The organism is Corallococcus sp. AB011P (assembly GCF_003611605.1).
GTDB lineage: Bacteria > Myxococcota > Myxococcia > Myxococcales > Myxococcaceae > Corallococcus > Corallococcus coralloides.
The window spans coordinates 721,483-744,175 of record NZ_RAVX01000003.1; the positions used below are offsets into that span (position 1 = coordinate 721,483).

General features: G+C 68.7%; 15 protein-coding genes. 9 read left to right on the forward strand and 6 right to left on the reverse strand.

Annotation, left to right across the window (positions count from 1 at the left end; translation table 11 throughout):
- Both D7X30_RS12555 and D7X30_RS12560 read left to right on the forward strand, forming a co-directional pair.
- On the forward strand, window positions 1–1,218 hold the full coding sequence (locus D7X30_RS12555) for a response regulator (protein WP_120563120.1): 1,218 nt from the start codon (window positions 1–3) through the stop codon (window positions 1,216–1,218).
- A gap of 180 nt (window positions 1,219–1,398) precedes the next feature.
- Window positions 1,399–2,598, forward strand: coding sequence for a sugar MFS transporter (locus tag D7X30_RS12560; RefSeq protein WP_120563291.1), 1,200 nt, complete (start codon window positions 1,399–1,401; stop codon window positions 2,596–2,598).
- Window positions 2,599–2,607: 9 nt separating this feature from the next.
- Here D7X30_RS12560 and D7X30_RS12565 read toward each other — a convergent pair whose 3' ends face one another.
- Window positions 2,608–3,981 (reverse strand): metallophosphoesterase, encoded by a 1,374-nt coding sequence (locus D7X30_RS12565; RefSeq protein WP_120563121.1) that lies wholly within the window; start codon window positions 3,979–3,981, stop codon window positions 2,608–2,610.
- Between the two features lie 15 nt (window positions 3,982–3,996).
- Window positions 3,997–5,469: a hypothetical protein gene (locus D7X30_RS12570; protein ID WP_147443173.1), complete on the reverse strand. Its 1,473-nt coding sequence runs from the start codon at window positions 5,467–5,469 to the stop codon at window positions 3,997–3,999.
- 379 nt (window positions 5,470–5,848) lie between these two features.
- Here D7X30_RS12570 and D7X30_RS12575 point away from each other — a divergent pair, with 379 nt between their 5' ends.
- Together D7X30_RS12575 and D7X30_RS12580 are read left to right on the forward strand one after the other, a co-directional pair.
- Window positions 5,849–6,046 (forward strand): DUF6229 family protein, encoded by a 198-nt coding sequence (locus tag D7X30_RS12575; RefSeq protein ID WP_120563123.1) that lies wholly within the window; start codon window positions 5,849–5,851, stop codon window positions 6,044–6,046.
- 117 nt (window positions 6,047–6,163) lie between these two features.
- Complete coding sequence (locus D7X30_RS12580) at window positions 6,164–9,028, forward strand: type 2 lanthipeptide synthetase LanM family protein (RefSeq protein ID WP_120563124.1); 2,865 nt, start codon at window positions 6,164–6,166, stop codon at window positions 9,026–9,028.
- 53 nt (window positions 9,029–9,081) lie between these two features.
- Here D7X30_RS12580 and D7X30_RS12585 read toward each other — a convergent pair whose 3' ends face one another.
- Both D7X30_RS12585 and D7X30_RS12590 read right to left on the reverse strand, forming a co-directional pair.
- On the reverse strand, window positions 9,082–10,872 hold the full coding sequence (locus tag D7X30_RS12585) for a DEAD/DEAH box helicase (RefSeq protein WP_120563125.1): 1,791 nt from the start codon (window positions 10,870–10,872) through the stop codon (window positions 9,082–9,084).
- Between the two features lie 91 nt (window positions 10,873–10,963).
- Complete coding sequence (locus tag D7X30_RS12590; protein WP_158619252.1) at window positions 10,964–11,734, reverse strand: sporulation protein; 771 nt, start codon at window positions 11,732–11,734, stop codon at window positions 10,964–10,966.
- 163 nt (window positions 11,735–11,897) lie between these two features.
- Between D7X30_RS12590 and D7X30_RS12595 the strand changes: the two genes are divergently transcribed.
- Window positions 11,898–13,013: a Gfo/Idh/MocA family protein gene (locus D7X30_RS12595; RefSeq protein ID WP_120563127.1), complete on the forward strand. Its 1,116-nt coding sequence runs from the start codon at window positions 11,898–11,900 to the stop codon at window positions 13,011–13,013.
- 386 nt (window positions 13,014–13,399) lie between these two features.
- On the forward strand, window positions 13,400–13,807 hold the full coding sequence (locus D7X30_RS12605) for a PaaI family thioesterase (RefSeq protein WP_199724253.1): 408 nt from the start codon (window positions 13,400–13,402) through the stop codon (window positions 13,805–13,807).
- A gap of 7 nt (window positions 13,808–13,814) precedes the next feature.
- On the opposite strand, the gene D7X30_RS42285 is transcribed toward D7X30_RS12605, so the two are convergent.
- Both D7X30_RS42285 and D7X30_RS12615 read right to left on the reverse strand, forming a co-directional pair.
- Window positions 13,815–14,834 carry a hypothetical protein gene (locus tag D7X30_RS42285; protein WP_199724254.1) on the reverse strand — a complete coding sequence of 340 codons (1,020 nt, stop codon included), beginning with the start codon at window positions 14,832–14,834 and terminating at the stop codon, window positions 13,815–13,817.
- 434 nt (window positions 14,835–15,268) lie between these two features.
- A complete protein-coding gene (locus D7X30_RS12615; protein ID WP_120563129.1) occupies window positions 15,269–15,778 on the reverse strand; it encodes a DUF2267 domain-containing protein in 510 nt (169 codons plus the stop codon).
- Window positions 15,779–16,400: 622 nt separating this feature from the next.
- Here D7X30_RS12615 and D7X30_RS12620 point away from each other — a divergent pair.
- The 3 genes from D7X30_RS12620 (at window position 16,401) to D7X30_RS12630 (ending at window position 22,520) form a co-directional block, all read left to right on the forward strand.
- Window positions 16,401–16,832: a hypothetical protein gene (locus tag D7X30_RS12620; protein WP_120563130.1), complete on the forward strand. Its 432-nt coding sequence runs from the start codon at window positions 16,401–16,403 to the stop codon at window positions 16,830–16,832.
- A 110-nt stretch (window positions 16,833–16,942) separates the two neighbouring features.
- A complete protein-coding gene (locus D7X30_RS12625) occupies window positions 16,943–17,482 on the forward strand; it encodes a hypothetical protein (RefSeq protein ID WP_120563131.1) in 540 nt (179 codons plus the stop codon).
- 142 nt (window positions 17,483–17,624) lie between these two features.
- Entirely contained in the window at window positions 17,625–22,520 is a 4,896-nt protein-coding gene (locus D7X30_RS12630) for a hypothetical protein (protein WP_120563132.1), read from the forward strand.
- The last annotated feature ends 173 nt before the right edge of the window (window positions 22,521–22,693 follow it).

Here is a 22,693-nt window from a genome sequence, read left to right on the forward strand (position 1 = left end):
ATGAAGGTGCTTGTTGTGGAAGATGACACTGCGAAGCTTCGTCAGATATCGGCAGCTCTGGTTGCGGTTGATGGTTTTTCGCTCAAAGATCTTGTTCATGCTGTTGATGTGCAGTCGGCCAAGGTGGCGCTTCGTGAGGAGCGTTTTGATGTTTTGATTCTTGATATTGCTCTTCCGTTGCGTGTTGATTTGGATGTTCAGCAAGATGCCGGGCTGGTTCTGCTTGAGGAATTGCTGGAGCGGGAACAGTACTTTGTTCCAGAGCATATTATTGGGCTCACTTCGCATGAGGAATTGTTTGCGGCTGGGGTGGAGCGTTTTTCCAGGCGCTTGTTGGTGTTGATCAAGTTCGACGGCGGCTCGGGGGAGTGGATCAGGCGACTTCAGTCCCGAGTTCGGCATGTCCTTGCTGCTGAGGCTGGTCGCGGGGCAGAGGTTCCTGCGTTCTTGTCGCACTTGGCAGTTGTGTGTGCACTAGAATCGCCTGAGCTTGAGAGTGTTCTGAAGATCCCATGGGGATGGAAGCAAATTCGCGTTCCAGGGGATGATACGATTTACTATCAGGGTAAGTTCGAGAAGGACGAGAGTGAGTTTGTGGTTCATGCTGCCGCTGCGCCGCGAATGGGAATGTCTGCTTCTGCGGTGCTTTCGACAAAAATGATTGCTTCCTTTCGCCCTAAATTCATTGCGATGGCGGGTATCGCTGCGGGCGTACGCAATAGGGTGAAGGCGGGGGATGTGATTGTTTCGGATCCATCATGGGATTATGGGAGCGGGAAGTGGGTGTTGCGAGATGGGAAGAATTCCTTCTTGGCTGCGCCGCATCAGATTGCCTTGGATACCTCTCTTCGACATAAGTTCCGACGTTTGGCGGATAATCATTCGCTACTTGGTCGGATTCGAGAGTCGTGGCCTGCAGAGCGTCCTGAGCATGTATTGAGCCTGCGGGTCGGGCCGCTCGCTTCGGGGGCAGCTGTGTTGGCGGATAAGGGGACGATTGAGGGGGTGGTATCTCAGCATAGAGAGCTTTTGGGGGTCGAGATGGAAACCTATGGAGTGTTTTCTGCTGCCAGTGAGGCCATTTCGCCAAGGCCGGCTCCGTTTTCCGTTAAGGCTGTTGTTGATTTTGCTGACGGAGAGAAGGATGACAGGTTTCAGCGATATGGTGCGTATGTGAGCGCTCAGGTGTTGCGTCATTTTGTGGAGGTTATGCTTTAGTTTTGTTGATTTTTACGATTCTGTGGGTTTGTTTGTTGTTGCGTGTGGCTGGGTTGGAGCTGTTTGTGATGGCAATTGTGAGGAGCGAGGTGGGGCTGGATGTAGCAGGTCAAGGCTCGGAGGGCGCATGTGACCCGGATGTCCCCACTCGATGCTTGAGCGCGATCTAGGGTGCTCCGCGTGAGTGTCTCCTCGCCCGTGCCCCGTCCGCGTCCCGCGCTTCTTACGCTTGCCTACCTGGCCTTCGTCAGCCTGGGATTGCCGGACGCGGTGCTCGGGGTCGCGTGGCCGTCGCTGCGCGACACCTTCGGTCTGTCGCAGGCGGCGATGGGCGCGATCCTCGGAACGGCGGCGGTCGCCTATTTCACCTCCGGGTTGCTCGCGGGCCGGCTGATGCGGGCGCTGAACCTGGGGCTGCTGCTGGCGTTGAGCACCGGCTCGGTGGCGCTGGGGCTCACGGGCTACGCGACGGTGCCGCTGTTCGTGCTGTTCCTGGCCGCGGCCTGCTTCATCGGCTTCGGTTCGGGCGCCATCGACTCCGCGCTCAACAACTACGCGGCCCAGAACTTCGGCCCCAAGCACATGGCCTGGCTGCATGCGGCCTACAGCGTGGGCGCCGCGATGGGGCCGGTGTTGATGACCGCGCTGCTGGCTCGGGGTGCGGGTTGGAGGACCGGCTATGCGGTCCTCGCCGTGGTGCTGGGGACGCTGGCGCTGACGTTCCTGTTGATGCGCCGGCTGTGGGACGCGCCGGTGGGAGCGCCGGGCGAGGAGCCTCGCGCGGAGGTGATCACCTCGTCCGCGATGGAGGCCGTGCGCCGGCCCCGCGTGTGGCTGCAGATCTTCACGTTCTTCTTCTACACGGGCGTGGAGGTGACGGCGGGACAGTGGAGCTTCACCGTGCTCACCGAAGGCCGGGGCCTGCACACCGCCGCGGCGGGCACCTGCGTGAGCATCTACTGGGGCAGCCTGCTGGTGGGGCGCGTGCTGTCAGGCTTCGTCGTCGAACACCTCCGGCCGGTGCGGATGCTGCACGGAAGCACGGTGCTGGCGGTGGTGGGCGCGGCACTGTTCGCGATTCCCGCCGTGCCGCCCGCGCTGGGGCTCGCGTTGCTGGGACTCGCTCTGGCGCCCATCTTCCCGGCCCTGATGTCGGAGACGCCGCGCCGCGTGGGGCTGGATGTCTCCGCGCACGCGGTGGGCTTCCAGGTCAGCGCGGCGACGACGGGCGTGGCGGCGCTGCCCAGCCTCGCGGGTATCATCGCGGAGCGATGGGGCCTTCAGTTCATCGCTCCGTACATGCTTGGGGTGGCGGTGGTGCTGGCCCTGCTCCACGGCGTGCTGTCCGCCGTGGCGGACCGTCCCCAGCTCTCCCGCTGAGCGCGGACCTCAGCTCCCGGCCGGAAGGTCCGCGCTGCGCAGCGTCTTCGGGCCCTGATCCGTCCACTGCGACAGCCGCAGCGTCGCGCCCCGCGCCGAGGCGTGCGGCTCCACCTCCACGAAGGTGAAGCGCTGCTCCAGCCTCGCGTGCCTCTGCTTCACCGGGTCCAGCGACGGATTGCCCTGGAGCTCCGCGAGGTACTCGCCCCATTCCTCGTCGGAGGCCTCCGGGGCGGGGAGCCGCAGGAGGGAGATCCACGTGCCGGTGTTGGCGTAGAGGGGGCCATTGCCCTCGTGCCAGCGGGCCGCGTGCGTGTGGCCCATCACCACCGCCTGCGGGTTGTACTTCTTGCCCAGCCGAGCGGTCTCCGCGAGCTCGTCCTTGCCGGGCTCCAGGGCGAAGTAGTCCGTGCCGGTCCTGCCGGCGACCGCGCGGTGCAGGCGTGCGTAGAACGCGAACCCCGCCTTGGCCAGCTTCAGCCGGGCACGGCCCAGGGCCTCCGGATTGTCGAAGGCGTTGAGCTTCTCCGGGTCGAGCACCGACAGCAGGGCGTCCACCTCGTCGTCCTTCAGGTCCACCCGCGCCAGGCTGCGCGCCAGGTGCGCGTCCGCGTCCGACGCGCCCACCGCGTCCATCGGCTCGAGCGCGAAGGCCGGCGCGAGGCCCCGGTTCTCCAGCAGGCGCCGGATGAGCGTGAGCGTCCCCGCGTTGAACAGGACCTTGAGCGCGTCCGGCTTCACGCCGAGCGCCACCATCACCGCGCCCTCGAAGTCCGGCTTGAGCAGGTCCATGTACCGCATGCGGTGCTGGTGCTTGAGCGGGTTGAGCAGCGTCTTCACCAGCACCGAGCCCGGCGGATAGCGGAAGCGGTTCGCCCGCTCCGAAGACAGCAGCGAGGCGTAGTCGATGCGGTTCGCCACGTCGGTGTGCTCACCGTGCGTCACCAGCACGCGCGAACCGCCGACCTCCAGTTGCAGGGGCGCGGTGCCGTCCCGGAACTCCAGCCGCGAGGCGACCTCCCTGGGCTGGCCCAGCGCGGAGCGGATCACCTCCTGGACGTCCGGCAGCGCCAGCTCCAGGTCGTGGTTGCCCACCACCATCGTCGCCCGGCCCCCCGCGGCCAGCACCCGCCCGAGCGCCTTCAACGCGGGCGCCGTCGGCGCGGACGTCACCAGTGCGCGGGCCTGCTCCAGCGTCCGCTGGGGATCCACCGCCAGCGGGTCGTCGTTGAGCAGGAAGTCGAAGCTGTCCCCGTTGAGGACGACGTGGGTGGGCGTGCGGGTGAAGGAGTCGAAGAGGGCGGGCAGCTCGGCGGCGCCCGCGAAGATGTCGTAGGGGCCACCGTTGCCGAGGTGGAGATCGCTGAGAATGAGCGTTCGCATGGGTCGATGCTCCTTTCAGGGAAGCGCCTGCAGGTCGTTGTGCCGGATGCTCACGGCGGGATCGCCGAGCACCACGTAGTTGCGAGCGTCGTTGCGTTCGATCCACCGGTGCAGCAGCTCGCGCGGCTGGAGCTTGCCGTTGGACGTGTTGGCATCCAGGTGCGTCAGCAGGATGTTGTTGGCGGCGGAGAACCGGTCGCGGAAGTCGCGCAGCGCGTGACCCACCGGCATGCCCGCCATGATCTTCCAGAGCGTGTTGCGGAACGGGTGAATCGTCGTCTGGGTCATCTGCAGGGGCTTGATGGAGAAGCCCCAGGCCCGCTCCACGTGGCCGATCACCGCCAGCGCGCCGCCGTTGGGATGCGCCAGGAGCCGCCGTGGCAGGGCCGCGATGAAGGGGGCGCTCGCGAGCGCGTCGCCGCTGCGTGAGGCATGGAGCGGGAACTCGTCGTGCGCGGGCGTGCCCATGCCGAAGCAGGCGAAGAAGAACGCCACCAGTCCATGGAGCCGGGCGTCGTCCTGGATGTCCGACGCCGCCACGTAGTGGGCCGGGGCCATCGCGCCAAAGCCGGCCCAATCCTGGCTCAACAGGGCGCCCTGTTTCGTGAGCTGGAGCGGGTCATTCGCCTTGAAGCCCACGCCATGGGACGCGGTGAAGAGCACCGCCGGGCGCACGTCCCGGCCGTGGAGCGCGGCCAGCAACCATTCGCGGGTCGCGTCGTCCTCGATGGCGTCGCGGCTGGCATAGCGGGCCTTCGCGGCGACCGTCTTCGCCAGCTGGGGAGGCTGATCCAGCGGCGCACCGCGGGACAGCGGCGCAACGAGGCTGTCCGCGCTGAGCTCCGTGGAGCGGTCCCCGGGGTGCTTGGGTCCCCACCAGCTCACCTGCCGGTGATTGGGCACGGAGGCGCCCGTCTCATACGCCACCACGCTGTCCGCGTAGCGCGCGTACTCCGCGGGCGTGTCGAAGGAGAGCCGGCCCACGGCATATGAAAGGGAGAGGGAGTGCTGCACGTCGAACGGGATGGCGTCCGGCCCACCCACGAGCAGGAGGTAATAGGGAACGATGCTCGGGTCCACGTCGCCGATGGGCGCTCCGTGCCGCTCCAGGAGCTGATGCGCCGTCTCACCGGGCTGGTAGGTGAGGACGTGGCACCGGTCCGCTTCTTCCACGCGCCCGCGCCGGTGGGCGAGGAGCGGCTCCAGGCTCTTGCGGAGCTCCTCGGTTGCGGACGCGGGGAACACCACGCCCCAGCCGGCCTTCGTGTAGTCCTCCGGCGGAGCGTCGGGCGGCAGGCCGAAGCTCAGACGCATGGGGAGGAACTCGAGCCACTTCCTCCACGCCTCGAAGTACGCGGCCTCGCCCCGAGGCTCCGCCGCCTCCGCGGCCGCGGGCAACGCGATGGGCGGCACCAGGTACTCCCCGGTGACACCGTCGATGCCGTTGAAGACCAGCGGATCCTCCGGGCTGGCGATGGGGCGCTCCACGTTCACCTCCTCCCCGCCATCCTAGGCGTCCCTGCTGACCTGGAAAGAGCGGACAGGGGCCCGGCTGTCAGGCCCCCGGCGTTCGCGGCGGCGGGTGTTGCGTGGCGGGCTCGCGCTGCGACCCAGAGGCCGACCTGTCACCTGGTCCACGGTCTCCTCGTCCCCTTGGGCAGGGGGCCAGCCGTTTCGTGGTGGCAATCCCTTACGTGCCGTTCGAGCCGTGCTGGACTTGTGGCGTGCGGGCGCAAGTCATTGTGCGATGTCTGACTTTGGCCTGCTGCGTCTGGCATTGCGGGGCGTGTCTGTGTTCACGTTCGATCCGCGTCCGGCGCACATGGCACCCCTCGCCATGACCGTCCGGACGCGAGGGAGAACACTCATGACGAAGAAGCCCGAGTTCCAGGATGTGGTGGAGGGCTGGCTGGCCGGCAATGAGGAGTCCCACGGCATGACCAACCCGGCGGGACCGCTCTTCGTTGGAGGTGAGCGCACCGAACAGGCGCTCACCGAGTCCAACCTGGTGGCGGACACGGGCTGCAGCAGCTGCACCGCGTCCATCGACGTCCACTGTTGTTGATTCCGGCGGACGGCCCCCGTCCGTCCGTTTGAAGCCCCCTCCGGCGCCGCGTCCCGGTGCCGGAGGGCCCTTTGCGCGAATCCCCTCATCCGGTCCCCACCCCCAGGGAGCCCACCCATGGTGCACGAGCAAGCGTCGACCGCCACCGAAGTCCCGCCCGCCGGGTGGCTCGCGCGCCCCGTGAGCGTCCTGCTGGCGCCGCAGCTGGAGACGCTGTCGGAGCGGCTGGCGCGGATGGCGGACCTCTCCGCCCGCGAGCGCGAGGTCGTGGAGACGGCGGCCCGGCAGGCCGTGGGCTTCAGCGCCCAGCTCAAGCTCAACCGGGTGTTGCTCCTGGAGCTTCACGCTGCGGGGTTGGAAGGGTGGCTGGACGCCACGGACACCGAGGGCCGGTGGAACCAGTTCCTCGACCGGGCGTGCACCTCCGGCTTCCACGCGCACCTGCGCGAGCGCTATCCGCCGCTCCTCGAGCGGCTGGCCACCGTGGGCCGGCTCCAGGTCCAGGCGGTGTCGCGGCTCGCGGAGCGGTTCGTCGCGGACCGGGACGCGCTGTCCGCGTTGCCAGGCCAGCCTCGCGGCGCGCTGAAGCGGCTGCGGCTGGGCGAGGGCGACGCCCACCGGGGCGGCCAGACGGTCGCGCTGCTGGAGCTGGAGGAGGGGCAGGTGCTCTACAAGCCCCGGTGCATGCGCGTGGACCGCGCGCTGGAGGGGCTGCTGTCGAGGCTGCTCGCGCCGGACGACGCCGCCACGCGCATCCGCGTGCCGTCCGTGCTGGTGCGCGCGGGCTACGGCTGGGCGGAGTTCGTGGAGCACCGCTTCTGCGAGGGCGAGACCGAACTCGCGCGCTTCTACCGGAACCTGGGCCACTGGCTCGCGGTGATGCGCCTGCTGGGCGGCACGGATCTGCACTCGGAGAACCTCATCGCGCACGGGCCCGTGCCCGTGGTGGTGGACGTGGAGAGCCTCTTCACCCCGGATCCGCCCGTGCCCCCGGCGGAGCGCGGGCTGGCGGTGGACCTGGCGGCGAAGGCCATCCGGGGCACCGTGCTGAGGACCGGCCTGCTGCCCGTGCGCAGCGGAGGCCCGGGCCTGGGCGGACTGGACATCTCCGCGGCGGGTTCCCTTCCGGGCCAGCAGCCGCGCATCCAGGTGCCCACCATCGTGGGCGGCGGCTCGGACGCGGCCCGCCTGGGCATGACGTGGGTGGAGCGTCCGCCGTCGAGGAACCATCCCAGCCCGGAGCCCGTGCTCGCGCGGCATTGGGATCAGGTCGTCGGCGGCTTCCGCGAGCTCACGTCGCGGATGAAGGCGCTGGACGCGGACGGAGCGCTGCGCCCGCAGCTGGAGCCATTCATGGGCGCGGTGGTCCGGCGCATCCTGCGGCCCACGCAGACCTATTCGGAGCTGCTGCGCATGCTCTGGCACCCGGCGTCGCTGCACGACGCGCCCAAGGCCCGCGCGAAGGCGCACGACGTGATGCGCCGCAACGCCGAGGTCTCCCCCGGTGCGCCGTCCTCGGCGCCCGTCATCGAGGAGGAGCTCGCGGACCTGTGCGTGGGGGACATCCCCGTGTTCACGCTGCCCGTGACCCGGAGCGTGATCGACGCCACGGTGGAGGCGTGGCGTTCCGTGGATGAGTCGCTGGAGGAGATGACCATCCAGAGCACGTTGATCAGCGCCTATCTCAACGAGAAGGCCCTGCCACCACGCGTCCCCGCGCCGGTCACGTCCGCGCGCAAGGAGCGCCTGGATGCGCGGCGCCGGGCCCAGCTGTCCACGCTGGTCCGCCGCGTGCGCGACGCGGCCGTGCGGGGACCGGACGGGACGGTGACGTGGATCAGCCCGGTGCTCGCCGAATACGGCTGGGCGGTGCGGCCGCTCTCCGCCGAGCACTACAGCGGACAGGGCGGCGTCGCGGTGGTGCTGGCCCAGTACCTGCGCGAGGTCCACCACGGCCGAGCGGACGCGGTGGAGGGACTGCCGGAGCTGCTGGACGGCACGCTCGCGGTGCTGCGCGCCACGGAGGACCGCGTGCCGGTGAAGTCGCCGGGGGGCTTCTCCGGGCTCGCGTCACAGGTGTGGATCTGGTCCACGCTGCACGACCTGGGCACCGTCCCTGGCGCGCTGGACAGGGCCCGCGAGCGCGCGGCGGTGCTGACGCCCCAGGTGCTGGAGGCCGACGGACTGCTGGAGGTGCTCGGCGGCGTGGCGGGCGTCATCGTCCCGCTGCTCAACCTGGTGGACCAGACGGGCGAACCGAAGTGGCTGGACCTCGCGGCGCACGCGGGGCGGCGGCTGGAGGACACGGCGCGGAGCGTGGCGGGGGACGCGCGGTGGTCCACGTCGATGTTCCCGGAGCCCATCGGCGGCTTCGCGCACGGCACGGCGGGCATCGCCTGGGCGCTGGCGCGGCTGGGCCTGAGCGCGGCGGGGACGGCGGCGGACCGGCGGCGGTGGCGAAGCCTCTCTGAGCGAGCCTTCGACTTCGTGGACGGGCTCTACCGGCGGGACGTGGGCAACTGGACGGACCTGCGCCGCCCGGACGCCACGGATCAACTGACGACCTGGTGCCACGGGAGCACGGGCATCGGACTGGCGGCGGCGGACCTCTTCGCGCGCACGGGGATGCCCCGCTACGGGGACCTGTTCCAGCGGGCCCGGGCCGCGGCCGTGCGCGAGGGCTTCGGCTGGACCCACACCCTGTGCCATGGCGACCTGGGACTGTGGGAGCTGCTGGAGACGGCGCGGCGGCTGTCCTCGGAGCCGCTCGGGCCGGACCGGGAGACGCTGGACGCGGAGCTGATCTCTGGCCTGGAGGCGCGTGGCCCGGTGGCGGGGCTTGCCCGTGACGCCTTCTCACCCGGGCTGATGGCGGGGCTGGGCGGCGTCATCCACACGCTCTTGCGCATGCACCCGGAGAGCCGGCTCGCGTCGCCGCTGCTGCTGGGGCGCGCGGGGGACTTGGACCCGGACGCGTTCTGATGCGTGCGTCACCGGCCCGCCCGTGACGGGAGGCCGGTGACGCGGAAGGGACGTCAGTCGCGGGTGTCGCGGCGCACGGTGACCTTGCGGCCGCGCAGCGTGGAGCCCTTCAGCGCGGAGATGATGCGCGCGGCCTCCGGCTCCGGCACCTCCACGATGGAGTACATGTCCGCGATGTGGATCGCGCCGATGCGCGAGGAGTCGAGCCCCGCCTCGCCCGCGATGGCGCCCACCAGGTCCGCCGGCCGCATGCCCGCGGTGCGGCCCGCGCCGATGAACAGGCGCGTGACGTTCCACTCCGGCGCGCGCGGGGGACGCGCGGGGGCCCGCTCGGACCGTTCGCCGCGCTCGGCGCGCTCGCCCCGGTCGGCGGTGCGGGGGCCTCGCGACGGGCGCTCGGCGTCGCGGTCCGCGAACCGGCCCGGAGGCCCGGAGCGCTCCGTGCGCGGGACCTTCCGCTCCGCCGGCGCCGACACCTGGGGAATGTCCTGATCGGAGGAGTCCTTGCCCTCGTCCTCCTTCTCCTGGAGCAGCTTGATGGCGGCGGCGGCCACGTCCATGACGCTGAACTCGCCGGACAGGTCCTCCGCGATGCCGCGGAACGCGTCCAGCTCCCCGCCCACGAGCGCCTCGCGCAGCGACGAGCGGATCATCTCCAGCCGGCGTGCGCGCAGGTCCGACACGGTGGGGACCGCGGTGACCTCGATGCGCTGGCCGGTGAGCCGCTCGATGTTGCGCAGCAGCCGGTGCTCGCGGGGCTCCAGCAGGGTGATGGCCACGCCCTCGCGGCCGGCGCGGCCCGTGCGGCCGATGCGGTGCACGTAGGCCTCCGGCGCGTTGGGCACGTCGAAGTTCACCACGTGCGTCAGCCGGGGGATGTCCAGGCCGCGCGCCGCGACGTCCGTGGCGATGAGCAGGTCCGCCGCCTGCGACTTGAACTGCTTGATGACGCGGTCGCGCTGCTCCTGGCTCATGCCGCCGTGCAGCGCGTGCGCGCGCCAGCCCCGGCCGTTGAGGGACGTGGTGAGCTCATCCACCTCCGTGCGCGTGCGGCAGAACACGATGGCGGCGGTGGGGGACTCCAGGTCCAGCACGCGGCCCAGCGTGGCGATCTTGAACGCGCGCGGCACGATGTAGGCCGTCTGCCGGACGCGCGGCATCTCCCCGGCCTCCAGCTTCTCCTTCTCGATGCGCACGCGCACCGGCTCGTGCAGGTGGCGCTCCGCGATGCTGGCGATGCGCGGGGGCAGGGTGGCGGAGAACAGCGCCGTCTGCCGCTTCTCGGGCGTCTCGGAGAGGATGGCCTCCAGGTCGTCCGCGAAGCCCATGTCGAGCATCTCGTCCGCTTCGTCCAGGACCACGGTCTGCACCTGGTCCAGCTTCAGCGTCTTGCGGCGCAGGTGATCCAGCGCGCGGCCCGGCGTGGCGACGATGACGTCCACGCCGCGCTTGAGCACGCGCAGCTGCCGGCCGATCTCCTGGCCGCCGTAGAGCGGGAGCACGCTGACGCCCAGCTTCTGGCCGTAGCGGTGGATGGCCTCGGACACCTGCATGGCCAGCTCGCGCGTGGGCACGAGCACCAGTGCGGAGGTGCTGTGCGGCGCGGCGGCGCCGGGCTTCAGGTGCTGGAGGAGCGGAAGCGAGAACGCGGCCGTCTTGCCGGTGCCCGTGGCGGCAATACCCAGCAGGTCCTTCTGGGCCAGCAGCGGCGGGAGCGCGGCGGCCTGGATGGGGGTGGGCTCTTCGTAGCCGAGCGACGTCAGCGCCTCAACGAGGTCGGGCTTGAGCCCGAGGGCGTCGAAGGAGGGGGTTTCAGGGGCAGCGGGAGGCGGGGGAGCTTTCACACGGCGGCTTGTACCACTTCCGCGCCCGGGGGGAGGAGTTGGGACGTCGGGTACGTCCAGGCCTGTACGAAGGACCGGGCCTTCCGGCTTTTCACGTCCCGCCGCGCAGGTGCGGCGTCAACAGCGCGGCGACGGCCCCTGTCCCCAAGGACAGGTCCGTAGAGGACAGTACGAGCCGCCGCCGCCGGCCGCCGTCCATGGACGTGCCCTCCAGGAGGGACGTGAGGCCCCGGGGGCCGCGGTCCAGGTCGAGGACCAGCTCCAGCGCGTCCTCCCGGGGGAACGGCAGGAGGGCGAGCGAGCGAGGCGGGCCGCTCCAGTCCGGGCCGGCGTGGAACTCCAGCTCCTGCACGAAGGGCTCGTCGCGACCGAGGGGCGAGCCGGCCTCGCAGTAGGAGTTGCGCCACTGGAAGCCCAGCTGTCGCACGGCTTCGATGACCGTCTGGAGGGACGGGTGGGGCAGGACGTGGATGCGGTCGCTGTCCTCGGGGTTGAGGGCGTTGTCGATGTCGAGCGCCGTCTTGATCCACACAGGCGTGCCGCGTTCGGTGATGGGCACGTGGGCGGGGATGCGCAGGGAGAAGGGGAGCTCGCGCTCCTCGCGGGGCTGGAGGGTGAAGGGGTTGGAGACGCGCCAGGTGCGCACGACGGCGTTGAGCGCGCTGAGGCGGTCGTTGTCGCGCTGGAGGTACTGCGCCATCAGGTGCAGGTCGATGCGGTCGATGCGCTGGGGCGCGTGGCCGCCCTGGACATGGACGAGTCCGCGCAGGTCGCCGCCCGCGCGCACGGTGTCGTGTTCCAGGCGGGTGTCCACGCGCGCGCTGCCAATGCCAAGGCGGGCGAGCATCTTCATGAAGGGCATGGGGGTCCTCTGGGGACGGCATAGGCCGGATGGGCTCCGCGCGAAAGCCTGTCCGCCTGGCTGCCTGCCCATCATGCGGCCCCTGCACCGGAGGGACGGGCGCGGCTTGCGGGCTGGCCCGGCGCGTCACCAGCGTAAAGCCACACCACGGGAGAGGTGCATCATGGCGCAGGGGACATCCAGGCGGGTGCGGTACGCGGTGGTGGGGGCGGGCAACCTCACGCAGGTGGCCATCCTGCCGGCGTTCCAGCACGCGGAGGAGAATTCCGAGCTGGTGGCCATCATCTCCTCCGACAAGGCGAAGCGGGTCGCGCTCCAGGAGAAGTACGGCGTGGAGCACGTGGGGGGCTACGAGAACCTCGAGCAGGTGTTGCGCGACTCGAAGGCGGACGCGGTCTACATCGTGTTGCCCAACACGATGCACCGGGCCTTCACGGAGCGTGCGGCCCGCGTCGGAGTGCACGTCCTCTGCGAGAAGCCGATGGCGACGTCGGTGGAGGACTGCGAGGCGATGATCCGCGCCACGAACGAGAACGACGTGAAGCTGATGGTCGCGTACCGGCTGCACTTCGAGGAGGCGAACCTCCGCGCCATCGAGCTGGTGCGCTCAGGGCGGCTGGGGGATCCGCTGGTGTTCACGGGGATGCTGACGCAGCAGGTGCGCGAAGGGGACATCCGGACGCGCGTGGACGTGGGCGGTGGAGCGCTGCTGGACGAGGGGCCGTACCCCATCAACGCCGCGCGCTACCTCTTCCGCGACGAGCCGCGCGAGGTGTTCGCGTTCACGGGCGGCGGCAGGAACGGACGCTTCCATGGCGTGGACGCGTCGGCGTTCGCGCTGATGCGGTTCCCGAACGGGAGGGTGGCGCAGTTCGCCATCAGCCACGAGGCCTCCGCGGTGTCGAGCTACCGGCTGGTGGGCACGGCAGGGGACCTGCTGGTGAAACACGGCTTCGGCTACGGCACGGACATCCAGCACGAGCTCACGGTGGGAGGGGAGACGGAGACGCGGACGTTCAAGAACAGCGACCAGTTCGCGCCGGAGCTCGTCTACTTCTCGAAGTGCGTGCTGGAGGACCGGGATCCGGAGCCCAATGGCATCGAAGGCCTGGCGGACGTGCGCGTCATCGTCGCGTTGCAGGAGTCGGCGCGCACGGGGAAGCCGGTGAAGCTGGCCCCGTTCGAGAAGCCGAAGCGCCCCACGCTGGAGCAGCTCATCGTCAGGCCCCCGGTGGAGCCGCCGGAACCGGTGAATGCACCGGCCCCGGCGGAGGGATAGGGGCACGCCTCTACAGGCAGAGATAGGGCCCGCAGATTCCTTCCCCAGGGCCGCACGCAGTATCGGGCGAGTTGCAATCCTTGCAGCTCAAGGAACAGATCCTCGCCCGGGGGGCCGCGCTTGCGTCCGTGTCCTTCGCGGTGGAGGAGGGGACCATCGCCAGGGCCGTGCCCGTGGCGAGGCCCATCAACAACGCGATGCCAGGAATTGCCCGCTTGAGTCGTGACGGGTGCATGCTTCTCCCCTGTTTGGTCTGTAAGACAAGGACAGTCCTATTCCGGGCGAGCAGGAATTGGCAAGTCGCCGCGTGTCATTGACGGTTCTTGGTGAAGGTCCCCTCGCGCGGCATGCTCCCGCAACTTGCCAACACAACCACAGGAGCCGCAGTGGAAGACCTTCAGGATTTCGCGCGTCAGGTGTTCGCGTCGCAGCCCTTCAGCCAGTTCATCGGCGCGCAGCTCGCCAGCTCCGGGCCTGGGACCGCGGAGCTGCGGCTTCCCATCGTGGACCACCTGAAGCAGCAGCACGGCTTCGTCCACGGGGGTGTGCTCAGCTACCTGGCGGACAATGCCATCACGTTCGCCGGAGGCCTGGCGCTGGGCGGCAACGCGCTGACCTCCGAGTACAAGATCAACTACCTGAAGCCCGCAGTGGGCTCGCTGCTCATCGCGCGGGCCCATGCGAAGGCCGCCGGCAAGCGGCAGGCTGTGTGTCAGTGCGAAATCTTCGCCGTGAAGGATGGCGCGGAGACGCTGTGTGCCCTTGCGCAGGGCACGGTGGTCTCCGCGGCCTGAAGGCGCATCAGAACTTGAACAGGTCCTTGATGCCCTTGCCCAGGTCCTTCGCGCCGTCGGCGACCTTGTCCGTGACGTCCTTGGCCTTGTCAGCGACCTTGTCGGTGACGTTCTTGGCCGTGTCGCCAACCTTGTCCGTGACGTTCTTGACGGCCTCGCTGGCCTTGCCGTTGGTGAGGTTGTCGACCGTGCCCTTCAGCTTGTTGAAGTCGATGGTGTACGAGGTGCCGACACCCACGCCCACGCCGAGCGCCGCCTTGGCCTTGCCGCCGATGGTGAGCTTGCCGTCCTCGAAGGCCACCTTCGCGTCCACCGCGGCGCCCACGCCAGCGATGGCGCTGCCCGTCACGGAGCCCTGCACGGGGCCGAACTCGCCGCGGGCCGTGGCGCTCGCCTCGGCGCCCACCAGCGCGCCCGCGCCGACCTCGGCGCCCATGTCGCCGTTCTTGGGGTTCAGGTCGATCTTGGCCTTCGCGTCCGCGTTGGCGCCCACCAGCGCCTCGCCGTGCACGCCGCCGTAGACCTTGCCCTCCACCTTGTCGAGCCCGATGTCCTTCAGGTCCTTGCCGAAGCCGGCGTCACCGCGAAGGCTGGCGATGTTGGCCTCGGCGCCCGCGCGGCCGCCAATCTCCCACGGCATCACGCGGTAGGACGCATCCCCCTGGACCTCGGCGGCGCTCGCCTCGAACTGCGCGCCGGTGCCGTCCTTCGTGAAGCCCGTGCCGGTTTTGAACTCCGCCGCGTCCTTCTGCCACGACACGTACTTGCCGCTCTCGTTGCCCGCCACCTGGCCGGGGCCGGAGTTGCCCTGCGTGACCCGGCGCCCGTCCTTCCTGTCCGCGCTGGCCTGGGCCTTATCGCCCTTGCGCGGGTCCATGAAGATGTCCTGGCCCCACTGCTGGCTGAACTTCGTGTCCGGCTGGTTCTTGTCGAGGAAGCCGGGCTTCTTCTCGGTGGCCGCAGACGGGCCGGCAGCGGCGGAGGTGTTCGAGGCGGGCGTGGACACGGGGCGGTTGGAGACGCGCATGGGAGACCTCGGGGGCGGCGAAGGAGGGGAGGCGGAGGGATTTGGAAGAGGGACCGGAGTGCTGCGTCCGGTCCGTGATGACCAATCCCTAGAGCACGGCGCGTGCCAGTCCTCCGGCGAGGTCAGCGAAGGCCGGCTTCCCTCTGAAGCGCCTGTTTCTGGAGGTGCCCGGGTGGCTCGAAACTGGTGATGCGGATCATCAGCGCTGGTGACACCTGTCACCAGGGGACCCGCCCCGCGTTTCATGACGGTGCGTCACAGCTTCGAGGTCTTTGGGGATGACGTCGGGCTCGCTCCGGGGGAGGTGCTCAGCGACGGGGTACTTGAAGTTCTGGAGGGTGCCGATCCTGCTCCGGGCGGCGAAGGTGACCTCGCCCCCGGTCCTGCCACCAGCTCATAGCGATTCATGACCTGGCGTCAACGTGGTGTGCCCATCAGGTGGGGTGCGCCCACAGGTCGCGGAGGTCCGTCGGCAGCTCACCCGAGATGTCGTCGCTCTCCCCCTCGGAGATCTGCGCCTGGATGGCGCTGAAGACCGCGCGGACGATGGGCTCCGCGTTCTCGTCGTCCACGCCCAGGTCCGTGGCGACCATCGCCAGCATCTCCGCCCGGCCGAACTTATGGGGCGGCGGCCCGGCTTCGTGGCGGTCGCACCGCACCAGGAGCTCCCGCAGCTTGTGGGGCAGCTGGGCCTCCAGGTCGTTGTCCTCCTCGCCGAAGAGGCGCTGCTCCAGCACGCACAGCACGGAGAAGGCGGCTTGCTGGGCAGCCTGCTCGTCCTGGAAGTGCCCCACGTCGCGCAGGTACTTGAGGAAGGCCTTGTAGGTCTGCGACGTGCGGGACTCGTGGCGCATGCGGCGGCGCTCGTCGAGCGGGATGTCCGTGCTGCGGTGCGTGGGGCTTCCTGCCTGCTGCCCGGTGCCGGGGATGTCTTGCGCTGCCATGTCTGATTCCTCGTTCCTCGGAGTGGAGTCCGACCCCAAAGCTGGAGCGCTCGCGAATCCGGAGGAAGGAACGCGCCGCCCTGCGAGCCGCCCGCTTCCCGTGGGCGGGGGCTGACGGGAAGCGCCTGCTCCCACTTCCCGTCATCGCCCTTGCATTGGCGCAAGCGCATCCGAATCTCTCCAATGAGGTGTCGTCATGCGTGAAAGTCTTCGTCCCAGGGGAGAGGCCCTGCGCAGCGCAGCCCGCAGGATCGCGGTGCGGAGGACCGAGGAACCGGATACGCCCTTGTTCCAGATCATCACGGAGGCAGCCCGCCACTTCGACCTGTCGCCCAGTGAGGAACAGATGCTGCTGTCGGACCTGCTGCCCGGGAGCGCGGAGGCGCCCCAGCCCTGACGCGGCATGGCGGATGTCTGTCATTGAGTGGAGGTTCGTGAGTCGGGCGTGACCACGATTGGCGGCAGACGATTCAGGCCTGACTCAGGAGGGGGAAGGCGAGTCCGGCGAGAATTTTCCTCGCAATCCGTTTCATGCATTTCAAAGGCTGGCTGTCTGGACAAGGCTCCCGGGAATCGTTTAACTGATTCTGGGGAAGCGATTCCCCTTCCTTGGGGGCTGTCCATGAAAAGCTTGACGGTGGTGGCTGCGTTCGCGGTGTCGGCGCTGGGCATGGGTTCCGCGCACGCGGCGACGCTGACGTTCACGGTGCAGAACAAGATCACGACCAGCGCGATCACCAACTCGTATTTCAACGGCTGTGCCGCGGTCATCCCGGCCCTGAGCTCGGTGGCGGCCAACTCGATCTCGGGGGTGCACCAGACGGACTGCGGCACCAACTCCGCCGTCGTCTTCGAGTACACGAGCGGCAGCAAGATCTGTCGCTTCAACATGAGCAGCATCTGGACCCCGCCCAACCCGATCCTGGGGACGTCCGGGTACTGGACGCCCGCGGGAAGCGCCACGTCCAAGGGCAGCACCACCGCCACGTGCAAGACGACGCTGGTCGGGCTGGGCTCGAACGGCAACTACACCTGGTCCCTGTCGATGCAGTGACGCGCAGTCGCTGACCTGGGAGCCGTCCTGCCTGTGCGGTGGGGCGGCTCCTTGTGTTTGGGGAGGGGAGGGCTGGAAAGCGCGTGAGGCCCTGGGGTAGATGGGCGCCCATGAACCTGATTCGACTGTCGGTTGTTGGCGTGGGCGTGGCGTTCCTGGTGGCGGGCTGCGGGGGCCACCGGAGCAACTCCAAGGTGGACTTCTCCCAGATGGGGCCGTCCATCAACTCCAAGCGCTATGCGAACCTGGAGAAGATCGCCGCCAAGGATCTCAAGTGCAACGAGGAGCTGACGCCGCAGTACCTGGGTGAGAATCAGTACCAGATGATCGGCTGCAACACCGAGGGCGTCTATGAGCTGCGCTGCATCATGGGGCAGTGCTCCTGGATCCCGGACGTGAGGCTCCGCGCGGAGTTCGACATGGGCTGCGGGAAGGCGGAACTCCAGTCATCCAAGCTGGATCCCGTCACGTTGGGAGTCGCGGGCTGCGGAAAGCGCGCGACGTACCGGCTGCTCAAGGCGGGCTACAGCTATTCGTGGGTCCTGAACTCGCCCGTGGCCCAGGATGAGCTCCCCGCTCCGGCGCCTGCTGCTGCTCCGGAGCCCGCGCCGGCGCCCGCGAACGAAGTGCCGGTCCCGACCGAGCTTTGACCTGCACGGATGTGAATGCCTCAGGACGCGCCCACTTGAGACATGTCTCGACCCCTGAGACATGTCTCAAATCCTGAGAAATGTATTATGAGCACAAATGTCGTGTTTCTTGCGGTCTTGCCGGAAATAATTCGCGAGACCCATGAAACTCTACGGACAGCTAGAAACCTCGGAGCCTGGCAGCCTGGCAGCATGCACGGTGCTGCTGGGCCAGTCGCCCAACGCGCCCCTCTTCACCGCGGAGTTCACGAGCCCGCAGGGTGCGTTCTTCCTCCAGAAGATCACCTCCTCCGCGCTTCCCTTTCCCCTTTCGCTCTATGTCCTCCGCTCGGGGACTTCCGTCGTGGAGCACACCTTCGCTGACAAGGCCGCGCTGGACGCGGTGCTGGTCGCGGAGAGCAAGCCCGCCGCGGCGGACCGGCTGGTCATCCTCCAGCTGCCGGCGCTCGCTCCCGCGGTGAAGGTGGCCCCGCGCACGTCGGTCACGACGATGGAGACCGCGACCGCTTCCCGGCTTGAGCAGAAGGCCCCTCTGTCGCCCCTCACTCCTACCGCGACAGCGCCGAAAGTGGAGGTGGTGGAGTTCATCTCCGTCCTGGGCGCGGTGGAGAGCTCCGCTGGCTCCGTCTCGGGGTACACCCTGGAGATCTCCTGTCCGGACACCATCGCTGGAGACAGCGAAGTCACCCCCATCCACCAGGATTTCCTGCTCGGGCCGACGGGCGCCTTCCAGTTGACGCTCGCCATCACCGACCGCATCTCCAGCAGCCCTCTCACCTTCGTGGTGCGCACCCCCAACGGCCTGCCCACCCGGCTCGTCTCTCCAACGCACCTCACCGTGAGCCAGGCCGCGAAGATGGCGGTGGTGAAGGTGCAGGTGGAGCCGTTCTCGCCCAACGTCCTCGTGCCAGGCTCCAGCGCGCCCACCACCCGTGTCCTCAAGGGGCGCCTGGTGGACCCCACGGGCAGGGCGCTGACGCGGCAGCAGATCCTCTTCCAGGCACTGCGAGGAGACGGGACGAGCCCCCCGCTCAAGGTGTCCCTCGCCGCGGTCACCACGCACAGCAGCGGCAACTTCTCCGTGGTGGTCCCCAACGAGCCGTTCCTCGGGGCCAACGCGGTGGTCTCCTCCCGTCCCGACGAGGAGCTCCCCATCGTGCTCAACGCGGATGGGACGTTCCCCGCGTTCACGCTGCTGGTCGTCGCGACAGGGAGCACGACCGAGGCCGCCAGCGGTGAAGACGACTGCGCCTGCAATGACCCGACCCCGCGCCTGCCGGGCACGGAGGAGCTCGTCGCCAACGAGTCCAGCTACTCGCAGGATATCGGCGGCTCCTGCGTCAACTTCACGGTCCCCAACCGGTCGCTGGAGGAGTTCAGCCACTACGCCATCGTCCGCACCACGGACCCGCGCGGCCAGCTCGTCCCCATCCGCGAAGCCCCCGCCTGGGAGTGGAATGGCGACACCTCCGACCCGGCCGGCTACGCCCGTCATCTCCACCGCACCTTGCGGCAGACGCTGGGGAGCAAGAACCCCCTGCGCTGGGACGACGACGCCAGCGACTATGAGCTGTATCAAGCCGTGTCGCTGGCGCACGGCCACGTGCTCCACTTCAAGCAGACCTTCAAGGCGGACGGCTACTCGATGGGGGACCTGCTCTACTCCCTGCCGCTGGCCCCCGGGCAGAAGAAGCAGCTCGTCATCTACGACTGGAACCGGGAGGACGGGGCCTCGCGCGATGAGGCCACGGTGGCCGAAGAGGGGCTGACCCACAACCTGTCGAGAGACCGCGACATCGACGAAATCCTCAGTGGGACCGTCCAGGAGTCCATGCGGGGGGGCAGCTCGGCCAAGACGCGCGGCTTCTCCTTCGGCCTGGGGGGCGCTGGCAGCGGCAGCAAGAACGGCGTGGCCGTGGGGCTGTCCACCGGCTTCAGCCTCTCCGGCGGCTCGGGGACGTCCTCCGCGTGGCAGGACAACACCCGCGACATGACGTCCAGCCTCCACAACCGGCTGCGGGACGCCACCATGCAGGCGACGTCGTCCGTGCGCAGCCAGCGCTCCACGGTCGTCACCAGCGCGAAGCAGGGTGAGTCGCTCTCCGTGCAGACCGAGGTGGTGGCCAACCACAACCACTGCCACGCGTTGACCATCCAGTACTTCGAGATCCTCCGGCACTTCGTCATCGAGCAGCAGGTGGTGGACGTCCAGGAGTGCCTCTTCGTCCCCTTGATGATGAGCCTCTTCACGGACGCGAAGATCCTCCGCTGGCGGGAGTGCCTGTCCGAGCACCTGCTCTACTCCCCGGAGACGACCCGGGGGCAGGAGCTGCGCCGGGGCTTCGACGCGCTGGATCGCATCGCGCGGAACTACCAGGGCACGGACTTCCCCCGCCGCGTGGAGCCCTCCGGCGCGGTGACCTTCCTGCCCTACAGCGAGGAGTCCATCGAGGAGTTCTCCGGTGAGCTCCAGCTCCGCCTGACGCTGAGCCGGCCGGCGGATCAAGCGGATGGGTCGATTGACGCGGGCGCCTGGGCCACCCTGAGCCATGTCTTCCTGGGGCTGGACATCCGGGGCATCAGCAACCTGTTCGTCAAGCTCGCCATCGAGGAGCGCGAGCGCACCTTCCAGACGCAGCACGCCCCCGCGCTCGCCCGCAACTTCGTCGAGCAGCTTCGCTTCGAGGCCATCCTCGCGGACGGAACGACGGTGAAGGACCTGCGGCTGGACTGCACCCTGCTCACCGACTACGCCCCGGGCCGGCTGTTGACCGTCTCCGTGCGCTCCACGCGGACCACGGACATCAAGGCGCTCAAGGCAGGGGTGGCCCAGCAGCCCTTCACCGGCACCCCCGCGGACCTCAAGCGCAGCCAGATTGTCGGACTGCGGCTGAACTCTCCCAGCCTGAGCCTGTCGGGCAGCTTCGCCGTCGTTGACCGGGGCACGCTGCGCTACCGCACGCCCCACTTCAGCGGGACGCTGGTGAACAACCAGGCCATCCGCAACGACATCGGCTTCGCGGATCAGATCTACCTGCCCACGCCCATGAAGCCCGAGGAGCAGCGCAACCCCTGGCAGGAGGACCAGCGGCTGGCCCAGCAGCTCCGGGATCACCTCAACCAGGAGAACCTGGAGTACTACCACCACGCCATCTGGTGCCACGGCATCACGCCGCACCGCCGGTACATGATGCTGGACCGCATCCATCTGGCGCAGGACGAGTTCAACTCCATCTATGCGCAACGCGGAGTGCTGGGCCGCTCCCTGGCCTCACTGGTGGAGAACCGGCTGCTGGGGGTCGCGGGCAACTCGCTCGTGTTCCCGGTGGCCCGTGGCCTCAACCTGGACCCCACCTACGAGATGGGCACCCCGGACCAGAGCGGCAGTGGGGCCATGGCCCATGCCTCGCTGCTGGAGCACTACCAGACGGAGGCAGAGCGCGAAGGAGGGCAGGGCGCGGTCTTCCGCCTGAGCGTGCCCACGCCCGGAGTCTTCGCGGAGGCCGTGCGCGGCGCCTGCAACGCGTGCGAGCGCATCGATGACACGCGCTTCTGGAGATGGGAGCAGTCGCCCTCGGACGAGCCCACCGCCATCAACCCGGTGAGCACGGACAGCCGCTACCAGGCGCCGCAGAGCACCACGCCCACCGCGCTCCCGCAGCCCATCGTCAACATCCAGAACGCACCGGCCGCGCCGGATCCCTCGGGGGTGGGCTCGCTGCTGACCGCGCTCACCCAGGTGAGCCCGTTCGCCAACCTGACGGGCCTGGACCAGAACCAGCAGAACGCCCTGGCGGCGATGACCTCCAACCAGGAGACCGCGCGGGCCTTCGGAGAGATGGCCACGAAGCTCGCGCTGTCGGCCCAGAGCAGCCGCAACTCCGCTGTCCTGAACGAGCAGATCGACAAGGCCTTCCCTGTCGCCAGAGCCCCGGCGAAGAACCAGGAGTGGAAGGAGCGGTTGCTCAACGCGCAGCTCGGCGGCGATTCCCAGGCTTCGAGCTCGAAGGCGACGCCGCTGGATCAGCTGGACCTGAGGGAGACCATTGACGCGGTCCGTGGTTCGCCTGGCATGGAGGTGGACGTGCAGCCGTCCAAGGTCGCGGTTCGCAACCGCTCGGGCACCCGGAGCGCCAGCTCCGCGACCTCCACCCCGACGGTCCCGGACGAGCAGGAGCAGCAGCCCCCGACGGAGTGGCCGTTCATCGAGGGCTACTCGCAGATCACGGCGGCCTACCCGCGGCTGACGCAGATCCTCGAAAGCTCCAGCGTCTTCCGTCAGTCCGTCATCGAGCCCTTCGCCAACCGAGGCGCCGCCGACTACGTCCCGTTGATCATCGAGGTCACTCCGACCGCCACGCGCGGCATCGATGGTCAGTGCATCATCGAGGTGCGGGACCCTGCCGACACGACGACGCCGGGCGGATCCTGGATTCCGCTTCACCAGCTCACCCGGGACCTCGCCGGGTTCGACCTGTCTCGCGACGTGCGGATCCGCGTCCATATCGCGATGAGGGGACAGGCCACCACGCACCCGGGCGGCATCCTCTTGATCATCTCCCATGAGTGGGCGCTGCATGGGATTAGCAACCGCGAGACGATTCTCCACGCCCGGAGCGGTAACTGGACGCTCCAGGAGCTTCGCGACTGCTACATCGCCGATGTGGTCAGCCATCAGGACCACCGGCAGATCGCCTCGAGCACCCATGCGACGTACGAAGCGGTGAACGATGAGCTGGAGCAGTTGCTTGCCGATATGGACCCGCCGGTCACGGTGAGGATCAAGCCGTCCTTTGTTGACGAGGGGACCCGGCTGCTGCCGCTGCCCGCCCGTGTCACCGCGCCCCAGAACACCCGGATCCACGCATTGAACCGCCAGCACAACCTGTACACGGCCCACCAGATGTTCGCGTTCGAGCGCGACATGGAGAAGACCTACAAATACAATCCGGCACATCCCATGAGCTACCTGCGGGCGGCCACGCCGTCCGACGCCTTCCCGTGGGACTACCTCGATTCCGACCAGAGTCGGCGGTAGGGGACGCCGGAGTCCGCGCAAGCGCGGCCGGGCGGGTGCTCCGGACCCTTCGCAGCAGGAGAGGGTCCGGAGCAGCTCGTCACCCGGTCGAAGCCACGGGGCAAGTCCTTCAGATCATCACGGAGGCATTCCCACCAGGAACGCCCCGCTGCGCACTGATGCACGGGCATGGG